At 69.8% G+C, this 17,103-nt stretch carries 14 protein-coding genes; 8 read left to right on the plus strand and 6 right to left on the minus strand.

Annotated elements, in window-relative coordinates; all coding sequences use genetic code 11:
• Positions 1-4: 4 nt before the first annotated feature.
• Complete coding sequence (locus ACQP1O_RS42135; RefSeq protein ID WP_433563807.1) at positions 5-427, minus strand: winged helix-turn-helix transcriptional regulator; 423 nt, start codon at positions 425-427, stop codon at positions 5-7.
• 66 nt (positions 428-493) lie between these two features.
• Here ACQP1O_RS42135 and ACQP1O_RS42140 point away from each other — a divergent pair, with 66 nt between their 5' ends.
• The 3 genes from ACQP1O_RS42140 (at position 494) to ACQP1O_RS42150 (ending at position 4,648) form a co-directional block, all read left to right on the plus strand.
• Positions 494-1,396, plus strand: a complete 903-nt coding sequence (locus tag ACQP1O_RS42140) for an NADP-dependent oxidoreductase (protein ID WP_433563808.1) — start codon at positions 494-496, stop codon at positions 1,394-1,396.
• Positions 1,397-1,483: 87 nt separating this feature from the next.
• Positions 1,484-3,022 carry an FAD-binding protein gene (locus ACQP1O_RS42145; RefSeq protein WP_433563809.1) on the plus strand — a complete coding sequence of 513 codons (1,539 nt, stop codon included), beginning with the start codon at positions 1,484-1,486 and terminating at the stop codon, positions 3,020-3,022.
• 72 nt (positions 3,023-3,094) lie between these two features.
• Positions 3,095-4,648: a phytoene desaturase family protein gene (locus tag ACQP1O_RS42150; RefSeq protein ID WP_433563810.1), complete on the plus strand. Its 1,554-nt coding sequence runs from the start codon at positions 3,095-3,097 to the stop codon at positions 4,646-4,648.
• 40 nt (positions 4,649-4,688) lie between these two features.
• Here ACQP1O_RS42150 and ACQP1O_RS42155 read toward each other — a convergent pair whose 3' ends face one another.
• Complete coding sequence (locus tag ACQP1O_RS42155) at positions 4,689-5,105, minus strand: winged helix-turn-helix transcriptional regulator (RefSeq protein WP_433563811.1); 417 nt, start codon at positions 5,103-5,105, stop codon at positions 4,689-4,691.
• An 87-nt stretch (positions 5,106-5,192) separates the two neighbouring features.
• Here ACQP1O_RS42155 and ACQP1O_RS42160 point away from each other — a divergent pair, with 87 nt between their 5' ends.
• Positions 5,193-6,092: an NmrA family NAD(P)-binding protein gene (locus ACQP1O_RS42160; protein ID WP_433563812.1), complete on the plus strand. Its 900-nt coding sequence runs from the start codon at positions 5,193-5,195 to the stop codon at positions 6,090-6,092.
• Here ACQP1O_RS42160 and ACQP1O_RS42165 read toward each other — a convergent pair.
• The 3 genes from ACQP1O_RS42165 to ACQP1O_RS42175 form a co-directional block, all read right to left on the minus strand.
• On the minus strand, positions 6,067-6,711 hold the full coding sequence (locus ACQP1O_RS42165; protein WP_433563813.1) for a class I SAM-dependent methyltransferase: 645 nt from the start codon (positions 6,709-6,711) through the stop codon (positions 6,067-6,069). The genes ACQP1O_RS42160 and ACQP1O_RS42165 overlap by 26 nt on opposite strands.
• Positions 6,712-6,736: 25 nt before the next feature.
• Positions 6,737-7,654: a LysR family transcriptional regulator gene (locus ACQP1O_RS42170; RefSeq protein WP_364609287.1), complete on the minus strand. Its 918-nt coding sequence runs from the start codon at positions 7,652-7,654 to the stop codon at positions 6,737-6,739.
• Between the two features lie 143 nt (positions 7,655-7,797).
• On the minus strand, positions 7,798-8,424 hold the full coding sequence (locus ACQP1O_RS42175) for a GDSL-type esterase/lipase family protein (RefSeq protein ID WP_433563814.1): 627 nt from the start codon (positions 8,422-8,424) through the stop codon (positions 7,798-7,800).
• A gap of 210 nt (positions 8,425-8,634) precedes the next feature.
• Here ACQP1O_RS42175 and ACQP1O_RS42180 point away from each other — a divergent pair, with 210 nt between their 5' ends.
• Positions 8,635-11,091: a flippase-like domain-containing protein gene (locus tag ACQP1O_RS42180; RefSeq protein WP_433563815.1), complete on the plus strand. Its 2,457-nt coding sequence runs from the start codon at positions 8,635-8,637 to the stop codon at positions 11,089-11,091.
• Here ACQP1O_RS42180 and fadD5 read toward each other — a convergent pair.
• On the minus strand, positions 11,088-12,653 hold the full coding sequence (gene fadD5, locus ACQP1O_RS42185; protein WP_433563816.1) for a fatty-acid--CoA ligase FadD5: 1,566 nt from the start codon (positions 12,651-12,653) through the stop codon (positions 11,088-11,090). The two genes, ACQP1O_RS42180 and fadD5, sit on opposite strands and share 4 nt — an antisense overlap.
• Positions 12,654-12,937: 284 nt before the next feature.
• Here fadD5 and ACQP1O_RS42190 point away from each other — a divergent pair, with 284 nt between their 5' ends.
• The 3 genes from ACQP1O_RS42190 to ACQP1O_RS42200 all read left to right on the plus strand — a co-directional run bounded on the left by ACQP1O_RS42190 (position 12,938) and on the right by ACQP1O_RS42200 (position 17,094).
• The gene (locus ACQP1O_RS42190; protein WP_433563817.1) at positions 12,938-13,912 is read left to right on the plus strand and encodes an NAD(P)H-dependent flavin oxidoreductase; all 975 of its coding nucleotides are present in this window, start codon (positions 12,938-12,940) and stop codon (positions 13,910-13,912) included.
• A 143-nt stretch (positions 13,913-14,055) separates the two neighbouring features.
• A complete protein-coding gene (locus ACQP1O_RS42195) occupies positions 14,056-14,229 on the plus strand; it encodes a type II toxin-antitoxin system VapB family antitoxin (protein ID WP_354840953.1) in 174 nt (57 codons plus the stop codon).
• A gap of 222 nt (positions 14,230-14,451) precedes the next feature.
• Positions 14,452-17,094: an acyltransferase domain-containing protein gene (locus tag ACQP1O_RS42200; RefSeq protein WP_433563818.1), complete on the plus strand. Its 2,643-nt coding sequence runs from the start codon at positions 14,452-14,454 to the stop codon at positions 17,092-17,094.
• The last annotated feature ends 9 nt before the right edge of the window (positions 17,095-17,103 follow it).

A 17,103-nucleotide genomic window follows, 5' to 3' on the forward strand; every position in this document is an offset into this window, starting at 1 on the left:
GCGGTCAGGGCCGGATCGGTTCCGGTTCCCGTGCCGCCCGCTCGTCGAATTCGGTTCGGGCGGCGGTGATTTCCTCGGCGTGCTGCAGCGCCCACTGTCCCATGGCATGGGTGATCCGGCCCAGGTCGGCGCCGAGGTCGGTGAGCATGTACTCCACCCGGGGCGGCACGGTCGGATACACCGTGCGCCGGACCAGACCGTCGCGTTCCAGGTCCCGCAGGGTGCGGGTGAGCACCTTCTGGGTGATGCCGTCGAGGCGGCGGCGCAGTTCGTTGAATCGGATTGGCCCGCCCTCTTTGCGCAGGGTGCCCAGCACCAGCAGCACCCACTTGTCGGCCAGCACCGCGAGGATGTCGCGGGCGGGGCAGCGCCGCAGGTAGCTGTCGACCAGATTTCCGGATGGCTCCCAGTCGGAGACGGTATCCATGAGGTACCTCGGGATCAAGAGAGTGCCTTCTTCCCACTGGATACTATCCGGCGCAGGATCGAGATCATGAAAGCGATCAGTCAGCGCACCCTCGGCGGACCGGACGTTCTGGAGACGGTGGAGGTCGATGTTCCGCGACCCGGCCCCGGCGAGGTGCTGGTGCGGGCGGCCGCCACCTCGATCAACGCCGCCGATTGGAAACTGCGCTCGGGCGCGGTCACCAAACTGGGCCCGCCGCCGTTCACGCTGGGCTTCGATCTGTCGGGTGTCGTCACCGCGGTCGGCGCGGAGGTCAACGAATTCCGGCCCGGTGACGAGGTTTTCGGGAATGTGCTCAGCCGCTCCGGCGCGTACGCCGAATACGCGGTGACCCCGGCGCAGTTCCTCGCCCACCGGCCCGCCGGGCTCGACCACATCCAGGCCGCCGCGCTGCCGACGGCGGTGCTCACCGCGTGGCAGGCGCTCACCGATGTCCGACCGGGACAACGGGTTCTGGTGCACGCGGCGGCGGGCGGCGTGGGTCATCTGGCGGTGCAGATCGCCAAGGCGCGCGGCGCGTACGTGATCGGCACGGCCCGCGCGGCCAATCACGACTTCCTGCGCGGTCTCGGCGTCGACGAGCTGATCGATTACACGGCAACCGATTTCACCACCGCCGTCAGCGCTGTGGACATCGTGTTCGACCTGGTCGGCGGTGACTATGCGGCCCGCTCGCTGCAGGTGCTCACCCCGCACGGCCGGATGATCGACGCCCAGGGCGAGGAGCCGCTGGACGATCCCCGCTATCACCGCCTCTGGTTCGCCCCTTCCGGGGCGGACCTGCGCGCGGTGACGGAGCTGGTGGTGGCCGGGCGGCTGCGCGGCGAGATCGATCGGGTGATGTCGCTGGCCGATGTGGTCGAGGCGCACAAGCTCGGCGAGACCGGCCGGGTGCGCGGCAAGATCGTGCTCACCACCTGGGACGACTGAGGCGGCTATCCGCCCAACGGGAACGGTGGATGCATTCCCCGCCTCCGGCGCATACCGTCGCGGAAAGACCGCTGATTTCAGGGAGCAATGGTGACGGACTGGAACGAAGAAGTCGATGTCCTGGTGGCAGGGTCGGGCGGCGGCCTGGCCGGGGCCTATACGGCGGCCCGTGAGGGGCTCACGGTGGCGGTGGTGGAGGCCACCGACAAGTTCGGCGGCACCACCTCGTTCTCGGGCGGCGGCGGGGTCTGGTTCCCGTGCAATCCGGTGCTGCAGCGGGCGGGCGTGGACGACACCGTCGAGGACGCGCTGACCTACTTCCGGTCCGTGGTCGGTGACCGTACCCCGGCCGAGCTGCAGGAGACCTACGTCCGCAATGGCGCCAAGGTCATCGAATACCTGGAGCAGGACGAGGCTTTCGAATTCCAGATGTTCCCGTGGCCGGACTATTTCGGCAAGGCGCCCAAGGCGCGGCTGGACGGCAAGCGGCACATCATCCCCGCGCCGCTGCGGGCCGCGAAGCTGGGCGAGCTGAGCGACTCGGTGCGCGGGCCGCTCGGCACCGACCGGCACGGCGACCCGCAGCCCGACTACCTGATCGGCGGGCGGGCCCTCGTCGGCCGGTTCCTGCTGGGGCTGTCCAAGTACCCCAACGCCAAGCTGTACCTGAACTCCCCGCTGGTCGAGCTGGTGACCGAGGACGGCGCGGTGGTCGGGGCGATCGTCGAGCGCGAGGGGCAGCGCGTGGCCATCCGGGCCCGCAAGGGCGTGCTGCTGGCCGCCGGCGGTTTCGAGGGCAACGACGAACTGCGGCAGCGCTACGGCGTGCCGGGCGTGGCCCGGGACACCATGGGGCCGTGGGGAAACCAGGGTAGGGCGCACGAGGCGGGCATCGCGGTGGGCGCCGACACCGACCTGATGGATCAGGCGTGGTGGTCGCCGGGCCTGGTGCACCCGGACGGGCGCGCGGCCTTCGCGCTGTGGTTCACCGGCGGCATCTTCGTCAACCAGGCCGGAGAACGCTTCGTCAACGAGTCCGCACCCTACGACCGGCTGGGCCGCGACATCATCGAGCACCTGAACGACGGCTCGGCGACGCTTCCGTTCTGGATGGTCTACGACGACACCGAGGGCGTGGTGCCGCCCATCAAGGCCAGCAATGTGCCGATGGTCGACGCGGAACGCTATGTCGAGGCGGGCCTGTGGAAGACCGCCGACACCCTCGAGGGTCTGGCCGCCGAAATCGGTGTGCCCGCCGAGGCGCTGGTGGCGACAGTGGCCCGGTTCAACGAATTCGCGGCACAGGGCGTGGATCCGGACTTCGGCCGCGGCGACGAGGCCTACGACCGCGCCTTCTCCAATGGCGAGCCCCCGCTCACCCCGATCGTGAAGGGCCCGTTCCACGCGGCCGCCTTCGGCATCTCCGATCTGGGCACCAAGGGCGGGCTGCGCACCGACACCGCCGCGCGGGTGCTGAACACCGACGGCGAGCCGATCCCGGGACTGTACGCCGCGGGCAACACCATGGCAGCGGTGAGCGGCACCGTCTACCCCGGCGGCGGCAACCCGATCGGCGCGTCGGTGCTGTTCAGCCACCTGGCGGCACTCGACATGCGTGGCCGCTAGCCGCTCCCGGCGCCCAACCCGCCCGGAGCGGAGCGGAGGGCAAATTCAATACAGGTGTGATGCGATGGGCGCATGACGCAAGCGGGATACGACGTGATCGTGGTGGGCGGCGGCCACAACGGCCTGGTGGCCGCCGCCTACCTGGCCCGTGCCGGTCGTTCGGTGCTGGTGCTGGAACGCCAGGCCCACACCGGCGGCGCGGCCGTGTCCGAGCGAGTGTTCCCGGGCTTCGACGCGCGACTGTCGCGCTACTCCTACCTGGTGAGCCTGCTGCCCGAGCGCATCGTGCGGGACCTGGACCTGAGCTTCGAGACCCGTAAGCGGCGCATCTCGTCGTACACGCCGATCGGTGGCACCGGGCTGCTGGTGGACAACGGTTCCGAGGCCGCCACCCGCGCCAGCTTCGCACAGGTCACCGGATCGGAGCGGGATTACGAAGCCTGGCAGCGCTTCTACGCCATGACCGGGCGACTGGCCGAGCGTGTCTTCCCGACCCTGACCCACCCGCTGCCCACCCGCGCCGAATTGCAGCGCACGGTGGACGATTCCACGGCCTGGGAGACGATTTTCGAACGGCCCCTGGGGGAATCGGTGGAGGCCACCTTCGCCGACGACACCGTGCGCGGCGTGGTCCTCACCGACGCGCTCATCGGCACCTTCACCCACGCCCACGATCCGGCGCTGCGGCAGAACCGCTGCTTCCTCTACCACGTGATCGGCGGCGGCACCGGCGACTGGAATGTGCCCGTCGGCGGCATGGGCGCGCTCACCGACGCGCTCGCCGGCGCGGCCCGCACCGCCGGGGCCGAACTGAGCACCGGATGCACCGTCACCAGCATCGAGCCCTACGGCGACACCGCCGACGTGCACTTCCTGCACGGTGATCACGGGCACGTGGCGAGCGCGCGGCACGTGCTGGTGAACGCCGCGCCGTACGTGCTGGCGGAACTGCTGGGCGAGTCGGCCGAGAAACCGGAGGGCGCGCAACTGAAGATCAACATGCTGCTGCGGCGACTACCGAAACTGCGTGACCCGCAGGTGGATCCGCGCACCGCCTTCGCCGGCACCTTCCACATCGCCGAATCGGCCGACCAGCTCGAGCGCGCCTACCGGGAGGCGGCGGCGGGCACACTGCCCTCGGCCCCGCCCTCGGAGATCTACTGCCACACCCTGACCGACCCGTCGATCCTCGCGCCGGAGCTGAACGAGCGCGGCTTCCACACCCTCACCCTGTTCGGGCTGCACACGCCCGCACGGCTTTTCGCCGACGACCCGCGCGGCACCAAGGAGCGGCTGGTGGATGCCACACTGGCGCAACTGGATTCAGTGCTGGCCGAACCCATCCGCGACTGCCTCGCCCTGGACGGCGAGGGTAACCCGTGCCTGGAGGCCCGCACCCCGGTCGAACTCGAACGCGAGATCAGCATGCCGGGCGGCCATATCTTCCACGCGGACTTGGCCTTTCCCTACCGCGCCGACGACGCCGACGACAGCCCCGCCGCCCGGTGGGGCGTCGCGACCGGGCACCGCAATGTCCTGCTGTGCGGCGCGGGCGCGGTGCGCGGCGGCGGCGTCAGCGGCATCGGCGGACACAATGCCGCCATGGCCGTCCTCGAAGAGGGCTGAGCGAATCCGTATGCGGGGACTGAGCGACCGGAATCGGCGCTCAGTCCAGTTCGCCGTGCTCCGCGTCCCAGCGGGCGCGGGCCGCGGCCGCCGCGTCCATGTGCGCGCGGGACCAGTCCGCCAGGTAGAAGGCGACCCCGGCCAGGCTCTCACCCATCTCGGTGAGCCGGTACTCCACCTGCGGCGGAATGGTCGGATAGGCCGTGCGCTCCAGGAACCCGTCGCGCAGCAGCCTTTTCGTGGTGACCGTCAGCATGCGTTGCGAGATACCGGGCACGGCGCGCTGCAGCTCGCCGAACCGGCGCACGCCCTTGCGCAGTTCGACCAGCACCTGCACGGTCCATTTGTCGCCGATCCGGTCCAGGGTGTCGCGGATGCCGCAGTGGTCATCGCCACACGGCCCGGCGGGAACAGCGGCTGCGGCCTGGTCGGTAACAGCGGTGTTCGTGACTGACACCGAAGTGCCCTCTTCCCAGGTCGCCGCCGTCGTCGGAAGCTCGGTCAGGTCGTGGTCCACGACCTTCTCAACGCAAGGAGTAGCGCAATGATTCTCGTGACCGGCGTTTCCGGCGCTCTGGGCGGACTGGTGCTGGCGGGCCTGCGGGCCCGGCCGGATCTGGAGGTGGTGGCGGGCACCAGCGCCGAAGCCGCGCAGCGCAGCGACAACACCTCCCGGCGCATCGATTTCGACGATCCCGCATCCCTGACCGCCGGCTTCGGCGGCGTGGACACGCTCGTGTTCATCTCCGCCGGATACGCCGAGGACGATGTGGTGACGGCCCGCCACGGCGCGGTGGTGGCGGCTGCGACGGCCGCCGGGGTGCGGCACGTGATCTACACCAGCCTTTCGGCGTCGGCCGGGCACACCACCATCGCCGTCCCGCACCTGTGGACCGAGAAGCAGCTGGCCGCAGCGCCTTTCGAGGTGACGGTGCTGCGCAACGGGTTCTACAGCGAGCTACCCGTGGGCCTGGCGGCCGGGGCGGCCGAATCCGCCACCGCCACCGGGGTTTTCGCCGCGCCGTTCGGCACCGGCCGCATCTCCGGGGTGTCGCGGGAGGATCTGGCGGAGGTCGCGGTGCGGGTGGCCGCCGAGGTCGAGCACGACCTGCGCGCCGGAGCGTCCACCGCGCACGCCGGTCGCACCTACGAGCTCGAGGGTGTGGCCTCGGTCAGCGGCGCGGAGATCGCCGGGCTGCTGAGCGAATCCCTCGGCCGCCCGGTCGAATACCGGGACGTGCCGCTCACCGAGCTGCGCGACAGCCTGCTCGGCGGAGGCCTCGAACCGTATCGGATCGGGCACACGGTGTCGCTGTTCTCCAACCTCAAGGCGGGCTTCCTGCACGCCACCCACAGCGATCTGCCCGCCCTGCTGTCCGGCGCGCCGCGCCCGATCCGCGCCGAGATCGCGGCGGCGGTCAGCAGGCCGGGAGCAGCTGGGTGACGAGCCACAGGCGGCGGGGCAGCTCGCCCTCCTCGAAGGAATGCCGATCGCGCAGCTCCCATCCGGCGGCGAGGGTCTCGACGAGTTCCGCGGAGAAGAAGTGCACGGCGAAGCCGCCGTGCTCGTAGATGTCGTCGCCGAGGGATTTGCCGCTGCCGAAGTGGGCGTCGTCGGTATTGCGGACGGTGTAGACGAAAGCGCCACCGGGTTTGAGGACACGGCGGATCTCGGCGACCAGGTCGCGGATCTCCTGGGTGCTGAGGTCCATGCACAGCAGCATGTGCGCGTACACCGCGTCCACGCTGCGGTAGGGCAGCGGAATCGGGTGGCGGACATCGTGTTCCAGGGTGCGGACCCGCTCGCCCGCGCCTTCGGCGTCCGCCCGCTCCCGCAGTTGCGCCAGCGCGACGGCGCTGAAATCGGTGGCGGTCACCCGAAAACCCTGGCGCGCCAGGTGGAGTGCGTCCCGGCCGTGGCCCGCGCCCAGTTCCAGGACGTCGCGGGCCCCGCGCTCACGGAACAGGCGGGCCGCGTATACGGCGGCCTCCGACGGCTCGTCGCCGTACATCTCCGGATGCGTGCGATAGGTGCGCTGCCAGTGCTCGTGCTGGTCGCTCATGCCCCCAATCATGTCCGACCGGCGGTCAGGAGGTGCGACGGCCGTCCGCGCCGTGCTGGCCCATGATGTCGGAGCAGCAGCGAATGAAATACCGCATGACCGGATCGGTCTCGGAGGCGTCCGGCCACACCACCGCCACCCGGGTGGGACCGATGCCGTGCACGGGCCGGAACACCACGCCCGGGTACTCGGTGCGGGCGGTGGAGGCGGGGGTGAAGCTCACGCCGAAGCCATTGGCGATGGCGCGCAGCCATTCCTCGGTATTGCGGGCGATGGCCCCGATGATGGCGGTGTCCGCGGGCCGTGAGTCCAGGCCCATCCAATAGTCGCGCCACCAGCCGGTTTCGGCGGGCGAGGCGACATACGGCTCGTCCCACAGCTCCCGGAAGGCGATGTCGTCGCGCTGGGCCAGCGGATGGTCCTCGGGCAGCGCGATCCAGCGCGGCTCGGCGAACAGCTCCCGCAGGTGGTATTCGTCCTGGCCCGGAAAGGGCAGGCGCAGCAGGGCGACATCGACGTCGCCCTCGTCCAGCCCGGCGGTCGGGTCGGTCCAGCCGCCCTGGTGCAGATCCACCTGCCAGTCCGGGTGCAGCCGGTGGAAGACCCGGATGATCTCCGGAATGTGTCCGTCGGCAGCGCTGTTCACGCAGCCCAGCCGCAGCACCCGGGAGGCGCGGCTGGCGTCGCTCTTGGTGTCGCGCAGGATCCGGTCCCAGGACGCCAGCAGCGCCGGCACCTGCTCGGCGAGCACCTTGCCGGCCGCGGTGAGGGTCCAGCCCGCGCGGGAACGAATGAACAGCTCCACACCCAGCTGCTGTTCCAGCTGTTTGATCTGGGTCGCCAGCGCGGGCTGCGCGACATGTAGTCGCTGCGCCGCCCGCGGCAGGTTCTCCGCGTCCGCGACTGCCAGGAAGTAACGCAGCAGTCGCGTATCGATATCCATGCCACCAGGTTAGGAAGAGGGCAACCGGTAGGCATACCCCATGGCTTGGAAGCCAGGATTCGGGCGGGATGCTATCGGCAGTTCCACTCCGGAGCGGGGACGCATCGGAGTGACATGGCCGGCCGGGACCCCGGAACCGGAACTCAGCGCACCACCGGCAGTTCCGAGCCCGGATCGGCCAGCCAGAGCAGCCAGTGCGGCGCGAGCAGGGCGGCGAACTCGTCGTAGCCTGGCGCGCCCGGGTGGAAACCGTCGCCGGCGGCGACATCGCGCATCCAGATCTGGTTCTCGCGCAATGGCTGATGTGCCCGCAGGTAGGGCACCCCGGCCTCCTCGCACAGGTCGGCGAAGCGGGCGTCCAGCGCCAGCAGCCGGGCATTGTGCTCGTCGTCGACATTCGGCGGCGGCGCGACCACCATTGTCTGCCAGCCCTTTTCCCGTGCCCGGCGCAGGATGCCGGCCAGATTGCGCTCCGGCTCACCGGGATCGATCCGGGGACGGCCGTCCTCGATCTGGGTGTCGTTGACGCCGGTGGAGATCACCACCCGGCAGTCCGCACCCGCGGGTAGCCGGGGCGTGCACTCGGCCTCCCAGCGGGCCCGTAGCTCGGTGCTGTTCTCCCGCCGGATGCCGAGGTTGTAGTAGGTCAGCGGCTGTCCGGCCGCCGTGGCCCGGGCCGCGAGCCGGCCCGCCCAGCCCAGGCACCTCTGATCACCGACTCCCGCGACGAAGGACTCACCGACGAAACAGACACGGAGATCGAGCACCACGGCCCGATCCTCGCACGCCCGTTCGCGATCCATCAAAGACTCGCATCAGGCAGGACGAACCCGCCCCGGAGCGGAGCGAAGGGGCGAATCAGACACTGTTACCGTTACCGGCGTGTTGGGTGGTCGGTGATGCCGTCGCCTGCCGCATACTCACACCGAGCCGACCATGGGACCACAGCCGTTCCCACGATCCGAAAGCGCGAATAGGACATGCGAGTCGACGGGCGGGAGATTCCCGTCTCCGGCAGCCTGCTGCAGCCGCGGATCCGCCGGACCAGTGACATTCTGCGTGTTGTGCTGTCCGCGCTGTCGGTGGCCATCGTCATCGCCGGATCGCTGATCACCAGGCCGCAGTGGGAAGCGCTGGAGCGCTCGGTCTCCGGCATCGTGGGGTTCCTGACACCGGAACAGTCGAACCTGGTCTACATCGTCTACGGCATCGCCATTCTCGCGCTGCCCTTCGCCATTCTGGTGCGCCTGGTGCTGCGCGGGCAGTGGAAACTGCTGGCGGGCTTCGTCTCGGCGGGCCTGATCGCGCTGGGCCTGTTCTCCATCACCGGCACCGGCTTCTCCGCACCGCGCTGGCATCTGTCGGAACCGGGACAGGTCAACACCTTCCTGTCGCAGTTCCTCGACGATCCGCGCTGGATCGCCATGCTGGCGGCGACGCTCACGGTGGCCAGCCCGTGGCTGCCCGCGCGGGCGCGACGCTGGTGGTGGACGCTGCTGCTGGCCTTCGTGCCGATCCACCTGTTCGTCTCGCTGGTGGTACCCGCCCGGGCCGCGCTGGGTCTGGTGGTGGGCTGGCTGGTGGGCGCGGTCATCGTGCTGGTGGTCGGCACGCCCGCGCTCGAGGTGCCCCTCGACGCGGCGGTGCGGGTGCTGGCCCAGCGCGGCTTCCGGGTGACCGCCTTCAAGGTGCTGCGCCCGGCCGCCCGTGGGCCACTGGTGCTTTCGGCGAGCACGATGCCGCAACCGGAACTGGGCGCCTCACCCAACGGCGCGCCTGCCGCGGCCGGGACCGCGGCGGAGTCCGGTGAATCCCGTTCACCGGACAATGAATTGATCATCGAGATGTACGGCGCGAACCAGCGCAGCCGCGGCATGCTGCAGCAGCTCAAGCGCTGGCTCACGATTCGCAGCGGCGAGTACCCAGCGCCGTTCGCCTCCATGCGCCGCGCGGTCGAGCATCGCGCCCTGATGGGTTTCGCCATCGCCGATCTGGGTCTGGCCAGCAACAAACCGCTCACCGTGGCGGCGCTGGACCGCGGCTGGATGGTGTACGCGCACACCGTGCCCCAGGGCCGGCCGCTGGCCGCCGCCGACGGGGAGCCGATGCTGACCCGGGTGTGGCAGGCGCTGCACAGCATGCACCAGGCCCAGATCTCGCACGGCGAACTGCACGCCGAGGAGATCCGGGTCCTCGACGACGGCACCGTGCTGTTCGGCGGGTTCGTGCAATCCGAATTCGGTGCGTACCAGGTGCGTTTCGACTCCGACGTGGCCCAGCTGCTGCTGTCCTCCGCGCACCTGTTCGGTGTCGGCCCTGCCGTGCGCACCGCGCTCGAAGTACTGGACAAGCAGGCGGTGCTGGACGCCTCGGCCCGGCTCACCAGGACCGCGGTGCCCACCCACCTCCGCAAGGCGGTGCCGGACGCGGGCGAGCTGATGAAGGAGATCCGCGCGGAGGTGGCCGCGCAGACCGGGCAGGACAGGATCGAGGCCGCGCAGATCACCCGCTTCTCGCGCAACCAGATCATCCAGCTGGTGCTGCTCATCGGCCTGGTGTACGTGGCCTACCCGTACATCAGCGCGGTGCCCACCTTCGCCTCGGAGCTGCGCAACCTGAACTGGGGCTGGGCGCTGGTCGGGCTGACCGTGTCCGCCCTGACCTATGTGGGTGCGGCAATGGCGTTGTGGGCATGTGCCTCCGAGGCCGTGAGGTTCGGCAACCTGCTGCTCATGCAGATCGCCAACACCTTCGCCGCGACCACCACCCCGGCCGGCGTGGGCGGTCTGGCACTGAGCGTGCGGTTCCTGCAGAAGGGAGGCCTGGGCGCGGTGCGGGCCACCGCGGCGGTCGCCCTGCAGCAGACCGTGCAGGTGGTGACCCACGTCGTGCTGCTACTGATCTTCGGCGCGCTGGCCGGAACCTCCACGAACCTGTCGCATTTCGTGCCCAGTGCCACCGTGCTGTACCTGGTGGCGGGCGCCCTGCTCGGTCTGCTGGGCGTGACCATGTTCGTCCCCAAGGTCCGCAAGTGGCTGCTCAACGAGGTGCGCCCGCAGCTGGCGGAGGTGGTCGACCAGCTGAAGGATCTGGCCCGGCGGCCCGGCCGGCTGGCCATGATCGTGGGCGGCTGTGCCACCACCACCCTGGGCATGGCGCTGGCGCTGTGGGCCAGCATCGAAGCCTTCGGCGGCAGTACGACTTTCGTGACCGTCACCATCGTCACCATGATCGGTGGCACCCTGGCCTCGGCCGCCCCGACCCCTGGCGGTGTGGGCGCGGTTGAGGCCGCCCTCATCGGTGGTCTGGCCGCCTTCGGTGTCTCGGCGGGGATCGCGGTCCCCGCCGTCCTGCTCTACCGGGTACTGACCTGCTGGCTGCCGGTATTCTGCGGCTGGCCGATCATGCGCTGGCTCACCGCGAAGGACATGATCTAGGCCGAATACGCCTTGCGCAGTTCGACCTTCACGACCTTGCCACTGGCATTGCGGGGCAGCTCGGGCACGACCACCAGGTGCTTGGGGTGCTTGTACCGGGCCAGCGACTCGTTCAGGAACGGTTCCAGCTCTTCGAGGGTCAGGTCGTCGACGCCGTCGATGAGCGCGACCACCGCGACCGGCACCTCGCCCCACTTCTCGTGCGAGCGGCCCACGACGGCGGCCTCGTGGATCTTGGGGTGCGCGAAGAGCACGTTCTCGATCTCGGCGCAGTAGATGTTCTCGCCGCCGGAGATGATCATGTCCTTCTTGCGGTCCACCACGTAGATGAAGCCCTCCTCGTCCTGGCGGACCAGGTCGCCGGAGTGGAACCAGCCGCCGTGGAAGGCCTCCGCGGTGGCCTCGGGCTTGTTCCAGTAGCCCTGCATGAGAGTCGGTCCGCGATAGACGATCTCGCCGACCGTACCGGGTGCGACATCGTTCATCTCGTCGTCGACCACGCGGGCCTGGATGGTGGGGATGGGCAGGCCGACCGAGCCGATCTTGCGCAGCGCGTCCTTGCCCTCGAGCACACAGGTGATGGGTGACATCTCGGTCTGACCGAACACCGCCACATTGAAGGCGTTCGGGAAGCAGTCGGCCATGGCGCGCAGCACCGTGTCCGACGCGGGGGCCGCACCCCAGCACAGCGCCTGCAATGCGAGCTTGCGCTGTTTGACCGTCGGCTCCTCGCAGATGAGCTGCCATTGCACCGGGACACAGAAGGCGGCGGTGGCCTGCTCGGCCTCGACGGCGTCGAGGAATTCGGTGGCATCGAACGCGCCCAGCGGGTGCAGCACGGTCTTTCCGCCGAGCATGAAATACGGGGTGAGCGAGCCCAATCCGGCGATGTGGAACAGCGGTGAGCTGCAGAAGCCGATGGAGTCCGGGGCGATCTCCATGGCCCGGATACAGGTCAGCGCCTGCGCGTTCATGTTCGCGTGGGTGAGCACCGCGCCCTTGGGGCTGCCGGTGGTGCCCGAGGTGTACATGATCAGGCAGGGAGTCTCTTCCGGAATGTCCAGTGGCGCATGCGGTTCGCCCGGCTCGGCCAGGAAGTCGTCATATCCGATGACGCCCGCACCGGTCTGCCCGTGGATGACCACGACCGTGGACAGGTCCGGAGCCTGCCCGGCGACGCCCACGGCCAGCGGCTGCAGCACCGAGTCGGTGACGATGGCCTTGGCCCCGGAGTCGGCCACGATGTAGGCGACCTCGGGCGGAGTGAGCCGGAAGTTCACCGGCACCGCGATGGCCCCGAGCGCATTGATGCCCATGACGGCCTCGATGTACTCGGTGTAGTTCAGCGCCAGGATGAGCACACGATCGCCGAACCCGACCCCTCGACGGGACAGCGCGTCGGCGAACTGCTCCGACCGCTCGTGCAGCTGCTTCCAGGTGGTGTCCACGCCCTTGAACTTGAAGGCGACCTGACCGGGCCGCATGGCCGCGTGGGTCGCGACCTGGTTCACCCAGTGGTTGCGACGCGACCGGATCGGCTCGTCTAGCGGCTGGAAGGTCATGCGGTGTCCTTTCACGCTGATCGACTGTGAGAATAGCGCTTAACTTTCTGACGTGACAAGGGTTACAGAGAAGGTTTCAGCGAGAAGTTCTCACGGCTTCATTCAGCAGTTCAGAGCACGTATTCGAGCCTGGTAGACACGCATATCCAGGAGCGGTCACCCTCGGATTCACTGGTCACCGTCCTGGTCAGGTGCAAACTCCGACTCACATCAGGGTTGTCGCTCCATATGCAACTATGCGAGTATCGGGGCAGTTCGCGAGAGGCAGGGAGAGGACAGCGCCCATGGCACTGAAGACCAGATTCACCGAGACCTTCGGGGTCGAGCACCCGATCGTGCAGGGCGGCATGATGTGGGTCGGCCGCGCCGAGCTGGCCGCCGCCGTCTCCGAGGCGGGTGGTCTCGGCATCATCACCGCGCTCACCCAGCCCACCCCCGACGATCTGCGCCGCGAGATCGACCGCGCGCGTGAGCTCACCGACAAGCCCTTCGGCGTGAACGTCACCATCCTGCCGTCGATCAACCCGCCGCCGTACCAGGAGTACGTGCAGGCGATCATCGAGTCCGGCGTGAAGATCGTGGAGACCGCCGGGTCCAATCCGGAGCCCTTCCTGCCGTACTACAAGGAAGCCGGCATCAAGGTGCTGCACAAGTGCACCAGCGTGCGGCACGCGCTCAAGGCGCAGAAGATCGGCGTGGACGGCGTGTCCATCGACGGCTTCGAATGCGCCGGGCACCCGGGCGAGGACGATGTGCCGGGCCTGATCCTGATTCCGGCCGCCACCCGGGCCCTCGACATCCCGGTCATCGCCTCCGGCGGTATCGCGGACGCTCGCGGACTGGTCGCGGCGCTGGCGCTGGGCGCGGACGGCGTGAACATGGGCACCCGCTTCATGTGCACCCAGGAGTCGCCGATCCACCAGACGGTCAAAGAGCAGATCGTCGCCAATTCGGAGCGGGCCACCCAGCTCATCTTCCGCACCATGCACAACACCGCCCGCGTGGCGGACAACGAGATCAGCCGCAAGGTCGTCGAGATCGAGAAGGCCGGCGGCAAGTTCGAGGACGTCAAGGATCTGGTGGCGGGCGCGCGCGGCCGCCGGGTGTTCGAGGACGGTGACCTGGACGCCGGCATCTGGTCGGCCGGTCAGGTGCAGGGCCTCATCGACGACATCCCGACCTGCGGTGAGCTGGTCTCCCGGATGGTCACCGAGGCGGAGGCGCTGATCCAGCAGCGGCTCGCGGGCATGATCGGATAGTTCCGGCGAAAGTCGGTACGTCCCAGACAATTACGACAGGGCCCTTGGCATTTCCTGCCAAGGGCTCTGGCCATTCCGGCTGTCAGCGCCTGCTGGATCCGTCATGCTTTGAGGACACGACGGATGCGGCGGAGGTGCCTGAAATGGCCATCACTCGAATCTATCTCGACGACGACGCGCTGCGCCGGACCATGGCCATCTCTGGTGTGAACACCGAACAGGACGCGGTGAACCTAGCACTGCGATTCTTCAGTTCCCATGCCACCGCCGAGGATTTCGACCATCCCTTCCAGGGGCGGACGGCTACGGCCTCGTAATCATGCGGAACGATGACCCCGATGTCTTCGGGGAGGTCGGGTAGGCGCTGACCTGCACAGCGTCGGGTGACGAATTCGCCTGGGCGAAAGCTCTTCTGGCCACGGCGAATTCTTGGCAGAATCGCCGGTGGTACCTCGACGGCCGACAGCGCGCGGACACGGGAGGGCATTCCTGTGCGGCAAAGTACGAGAGCATCGACCGATCCCACCCCGTTCCCCCGGGTGTCGATCGTCGGTGTCGGCTGCCGGTCGACGGGTCTGGAGTTCGATCACGAGTGGTTCGGCCTGGATCGCCTCGCGGCCACCGGGCTCACTCCGCGCCAGCGCACCAACCTCGAGGTCGCCGTGGAAGCACTGGACGACTCCGGATTGGGCTGTCTGGCACCGGCGTCCAATGCGGCGGTGGTCTTCGGCGCGGTCGGCGGCACCAATAGCGCCCACCAGCTGTCGCGGGCACTGGACCTGCGCGGTCCCAGCCTCACCGTGGACAGCCGGCGCGCCTCGCCACTGGTCGCCGTGGACATGGGCGTGCGCCTGCTGGCCGACGAAGCCGTGCCCTTCGTCATCGCGGGTGGTGTGGATCTCGCTCTGCTACCGGACATTTCGGGCCTTCGGATACCGGTGCCCAGGAATCGCGGCAGCGGCGCGGGCGGCGGCAATGGCATCTGCACCGTGCTGGTACTGCAGCGCACGACCGACGCGCTGCGGACCCGAACCCGCCGCTACGCCGACATCGGCGGGCCCGCCATCGGCTTTCCCGAGGCGGACAGCCCCGACGCGCACATCGCCCTGGACGCCCCCGCCCGACCGGGCGGGACCCCTGCCCTCGACCGCGACGACGAATCCCCGGTTCTCCTGCCCCTCACCGGACGCGACCCGGCCGCCATCCACGCCCTCGCGCTGCGCTGGGCCGTCGCGATCGGCTCGTATCGCTCTCTGCGCGAATTCGCCTCCGCCACTGCCCGGCTCATCCCCGAACCCACCCGCGCCGCGGTCCTCGCCCGCGATACCGCCGAAGCCGCGGCCCACCTGCGCACCCTGGCCCGCCGCGTCGCCACCACGCCCGCGATCGCCCGCACCACGGGAACGGTCACGGCCGCACCCCTCCCACGCGCGGCCACCGGCATCTTCGACCCGGTCCGCACCGATCACGACGGCGGCACACTCTTCCTCTTCCCCGGAACCGGCGGCCACCCGCGCATGGGACGCGCGCTCGCGGCCCGGTACCCGGCCTTCGCGGCAGCGCTGACCGCGGCCGTGGACGCCGTGGCAGCGGCCGGCGGCCCACGCGTCTGGACGCCGCGCAATGGATTCCACCGAACGACCCCTGCGGGTCGAGGCGGCGACCACGGGCCCGATCGCGCCCGCGAATTCGGCTGCGATGGCGGCACTTCGGGCGAATCCGGCGCGGGAGACATCGAATTCGAGCATTCGGCATTGTTCGCCTTTCAGGTCGCACTGGCCGAATTGCTCGAGTCGGTGGGGCTGCAGGCGGATGCGGTGGCCGGGCACGGCGTCGGTGAGGTCGCCGCCGCGGTCGTGAGCGGTGCGCTGTCACTGCACGACGGGGCACGGGTGGTGGTGGCGCGGGCGCGGCTGCTCGAGCGTGCCGGTGGGGGTGGCGCCGCGGCCGTGCTCGAGGCGACTCTCGGGGAGGTGACCCGGCTGGTCGAGCCCATGCGCGCCGATGTCGCCGTCGCCGCGGTGGACGGTCCGACCGCCATCACCGTGGCGGGCGAGCCCCGCTATATCGATGCCCTGGTGCGGCGGGCCCATCGCCGCACCATCTTCGCCCAGCGCCTCCCGGCCGACGCGATACCCGCCGCCGCGCACCTGCCGGCGATCCGCGACCGCGCCGCCGAATTGCACGGCGAACTCACCGATCTCGCGGCGAACCCGCCGCAGCTTCCGTTCTACTCGACCACCCGGCCCGGCCCGGTGCCGCGGATGCCGGACACCCGGGCCACCGAGGACGGGACCACCCGCACCACGGCACCGCCCGCCACGGCGGACGATCTGCGCACGGACGCCGCCTACTGGGCCGCCAACGCATGGCATCCGGTCCACTTGGCCGCGGCGCTGGAATACGCTGCCGCCGACGGGATTTCGATGCTCCTCGAGATCGGTCCCGAGCCGGTGCTGACCCCGGGATTGCGTGAGCGCGCCCCGTTCCGGGAGAGCGCGCAGGCCGCGCTGGCCCGCGACGACGAGGCGGCGAGTTTTCTGCACACCATCGCGCGGCGATATCTGAACGGCCACGCCGTGGACTGGACGGCCCTCGGCTCGCTGACGGCCGCTCCACCGCAACGGCAATGGCGCAGACCGGATTCCGGTGCGCGACGTCGCTGGCGGGACGGCGGCTTCGGCGCGACGTACCCGGCTGGGCAGCAGCCGGCACCGGCCTTTCCGGCCGTCGAGATCCGGCCGGACGGGACGTATGTGGTCGCGGGTGGGCTGGGCCCGCAGGGCGAGGTCGCGGTGCGGTGGTTGCTGGAGGCGGGGGCGCGGGACGTGGTGGTGCTGACCCGCACGCCGCGGGCGCTGCCGGCGGGGTTGACGGGGATGGAGGAGCGGATCGTGGTGGTGCGGTGCGACTGCGCCGATCGCACCGATCTGGCGACGGCGCTGCAGGACATTCGCGAGTGCGGGTCGGCAGTCCGGGGCGTGGTGCACGCGTCGGGGGAGACGCGGCTGGTGGCGGCGGCGAATCTGCTGGAGCTGACGGCGGCGGATCCCACCGATTTCACCGTGCTGCTGACCTGTGTACCCAGTGCGGCCGAGCCGGGTGCGGTGCGCGAACTGGCGGCGGCGCAGGTGGATCGGCGCGTCATCTGCGTGGAGTGGGTGGTCGGCCCCGCAGCCTGACAGCCGGGC

The sequence above is a fragment of the Nocardia sp. CA-151230 genome (assembly GCF_050942175.1).
Lineage (GTDB): Bacteria > Actinomycetota > Actinomycetes > Mycobacteriales > Mycobacteriaceae > Nocardia.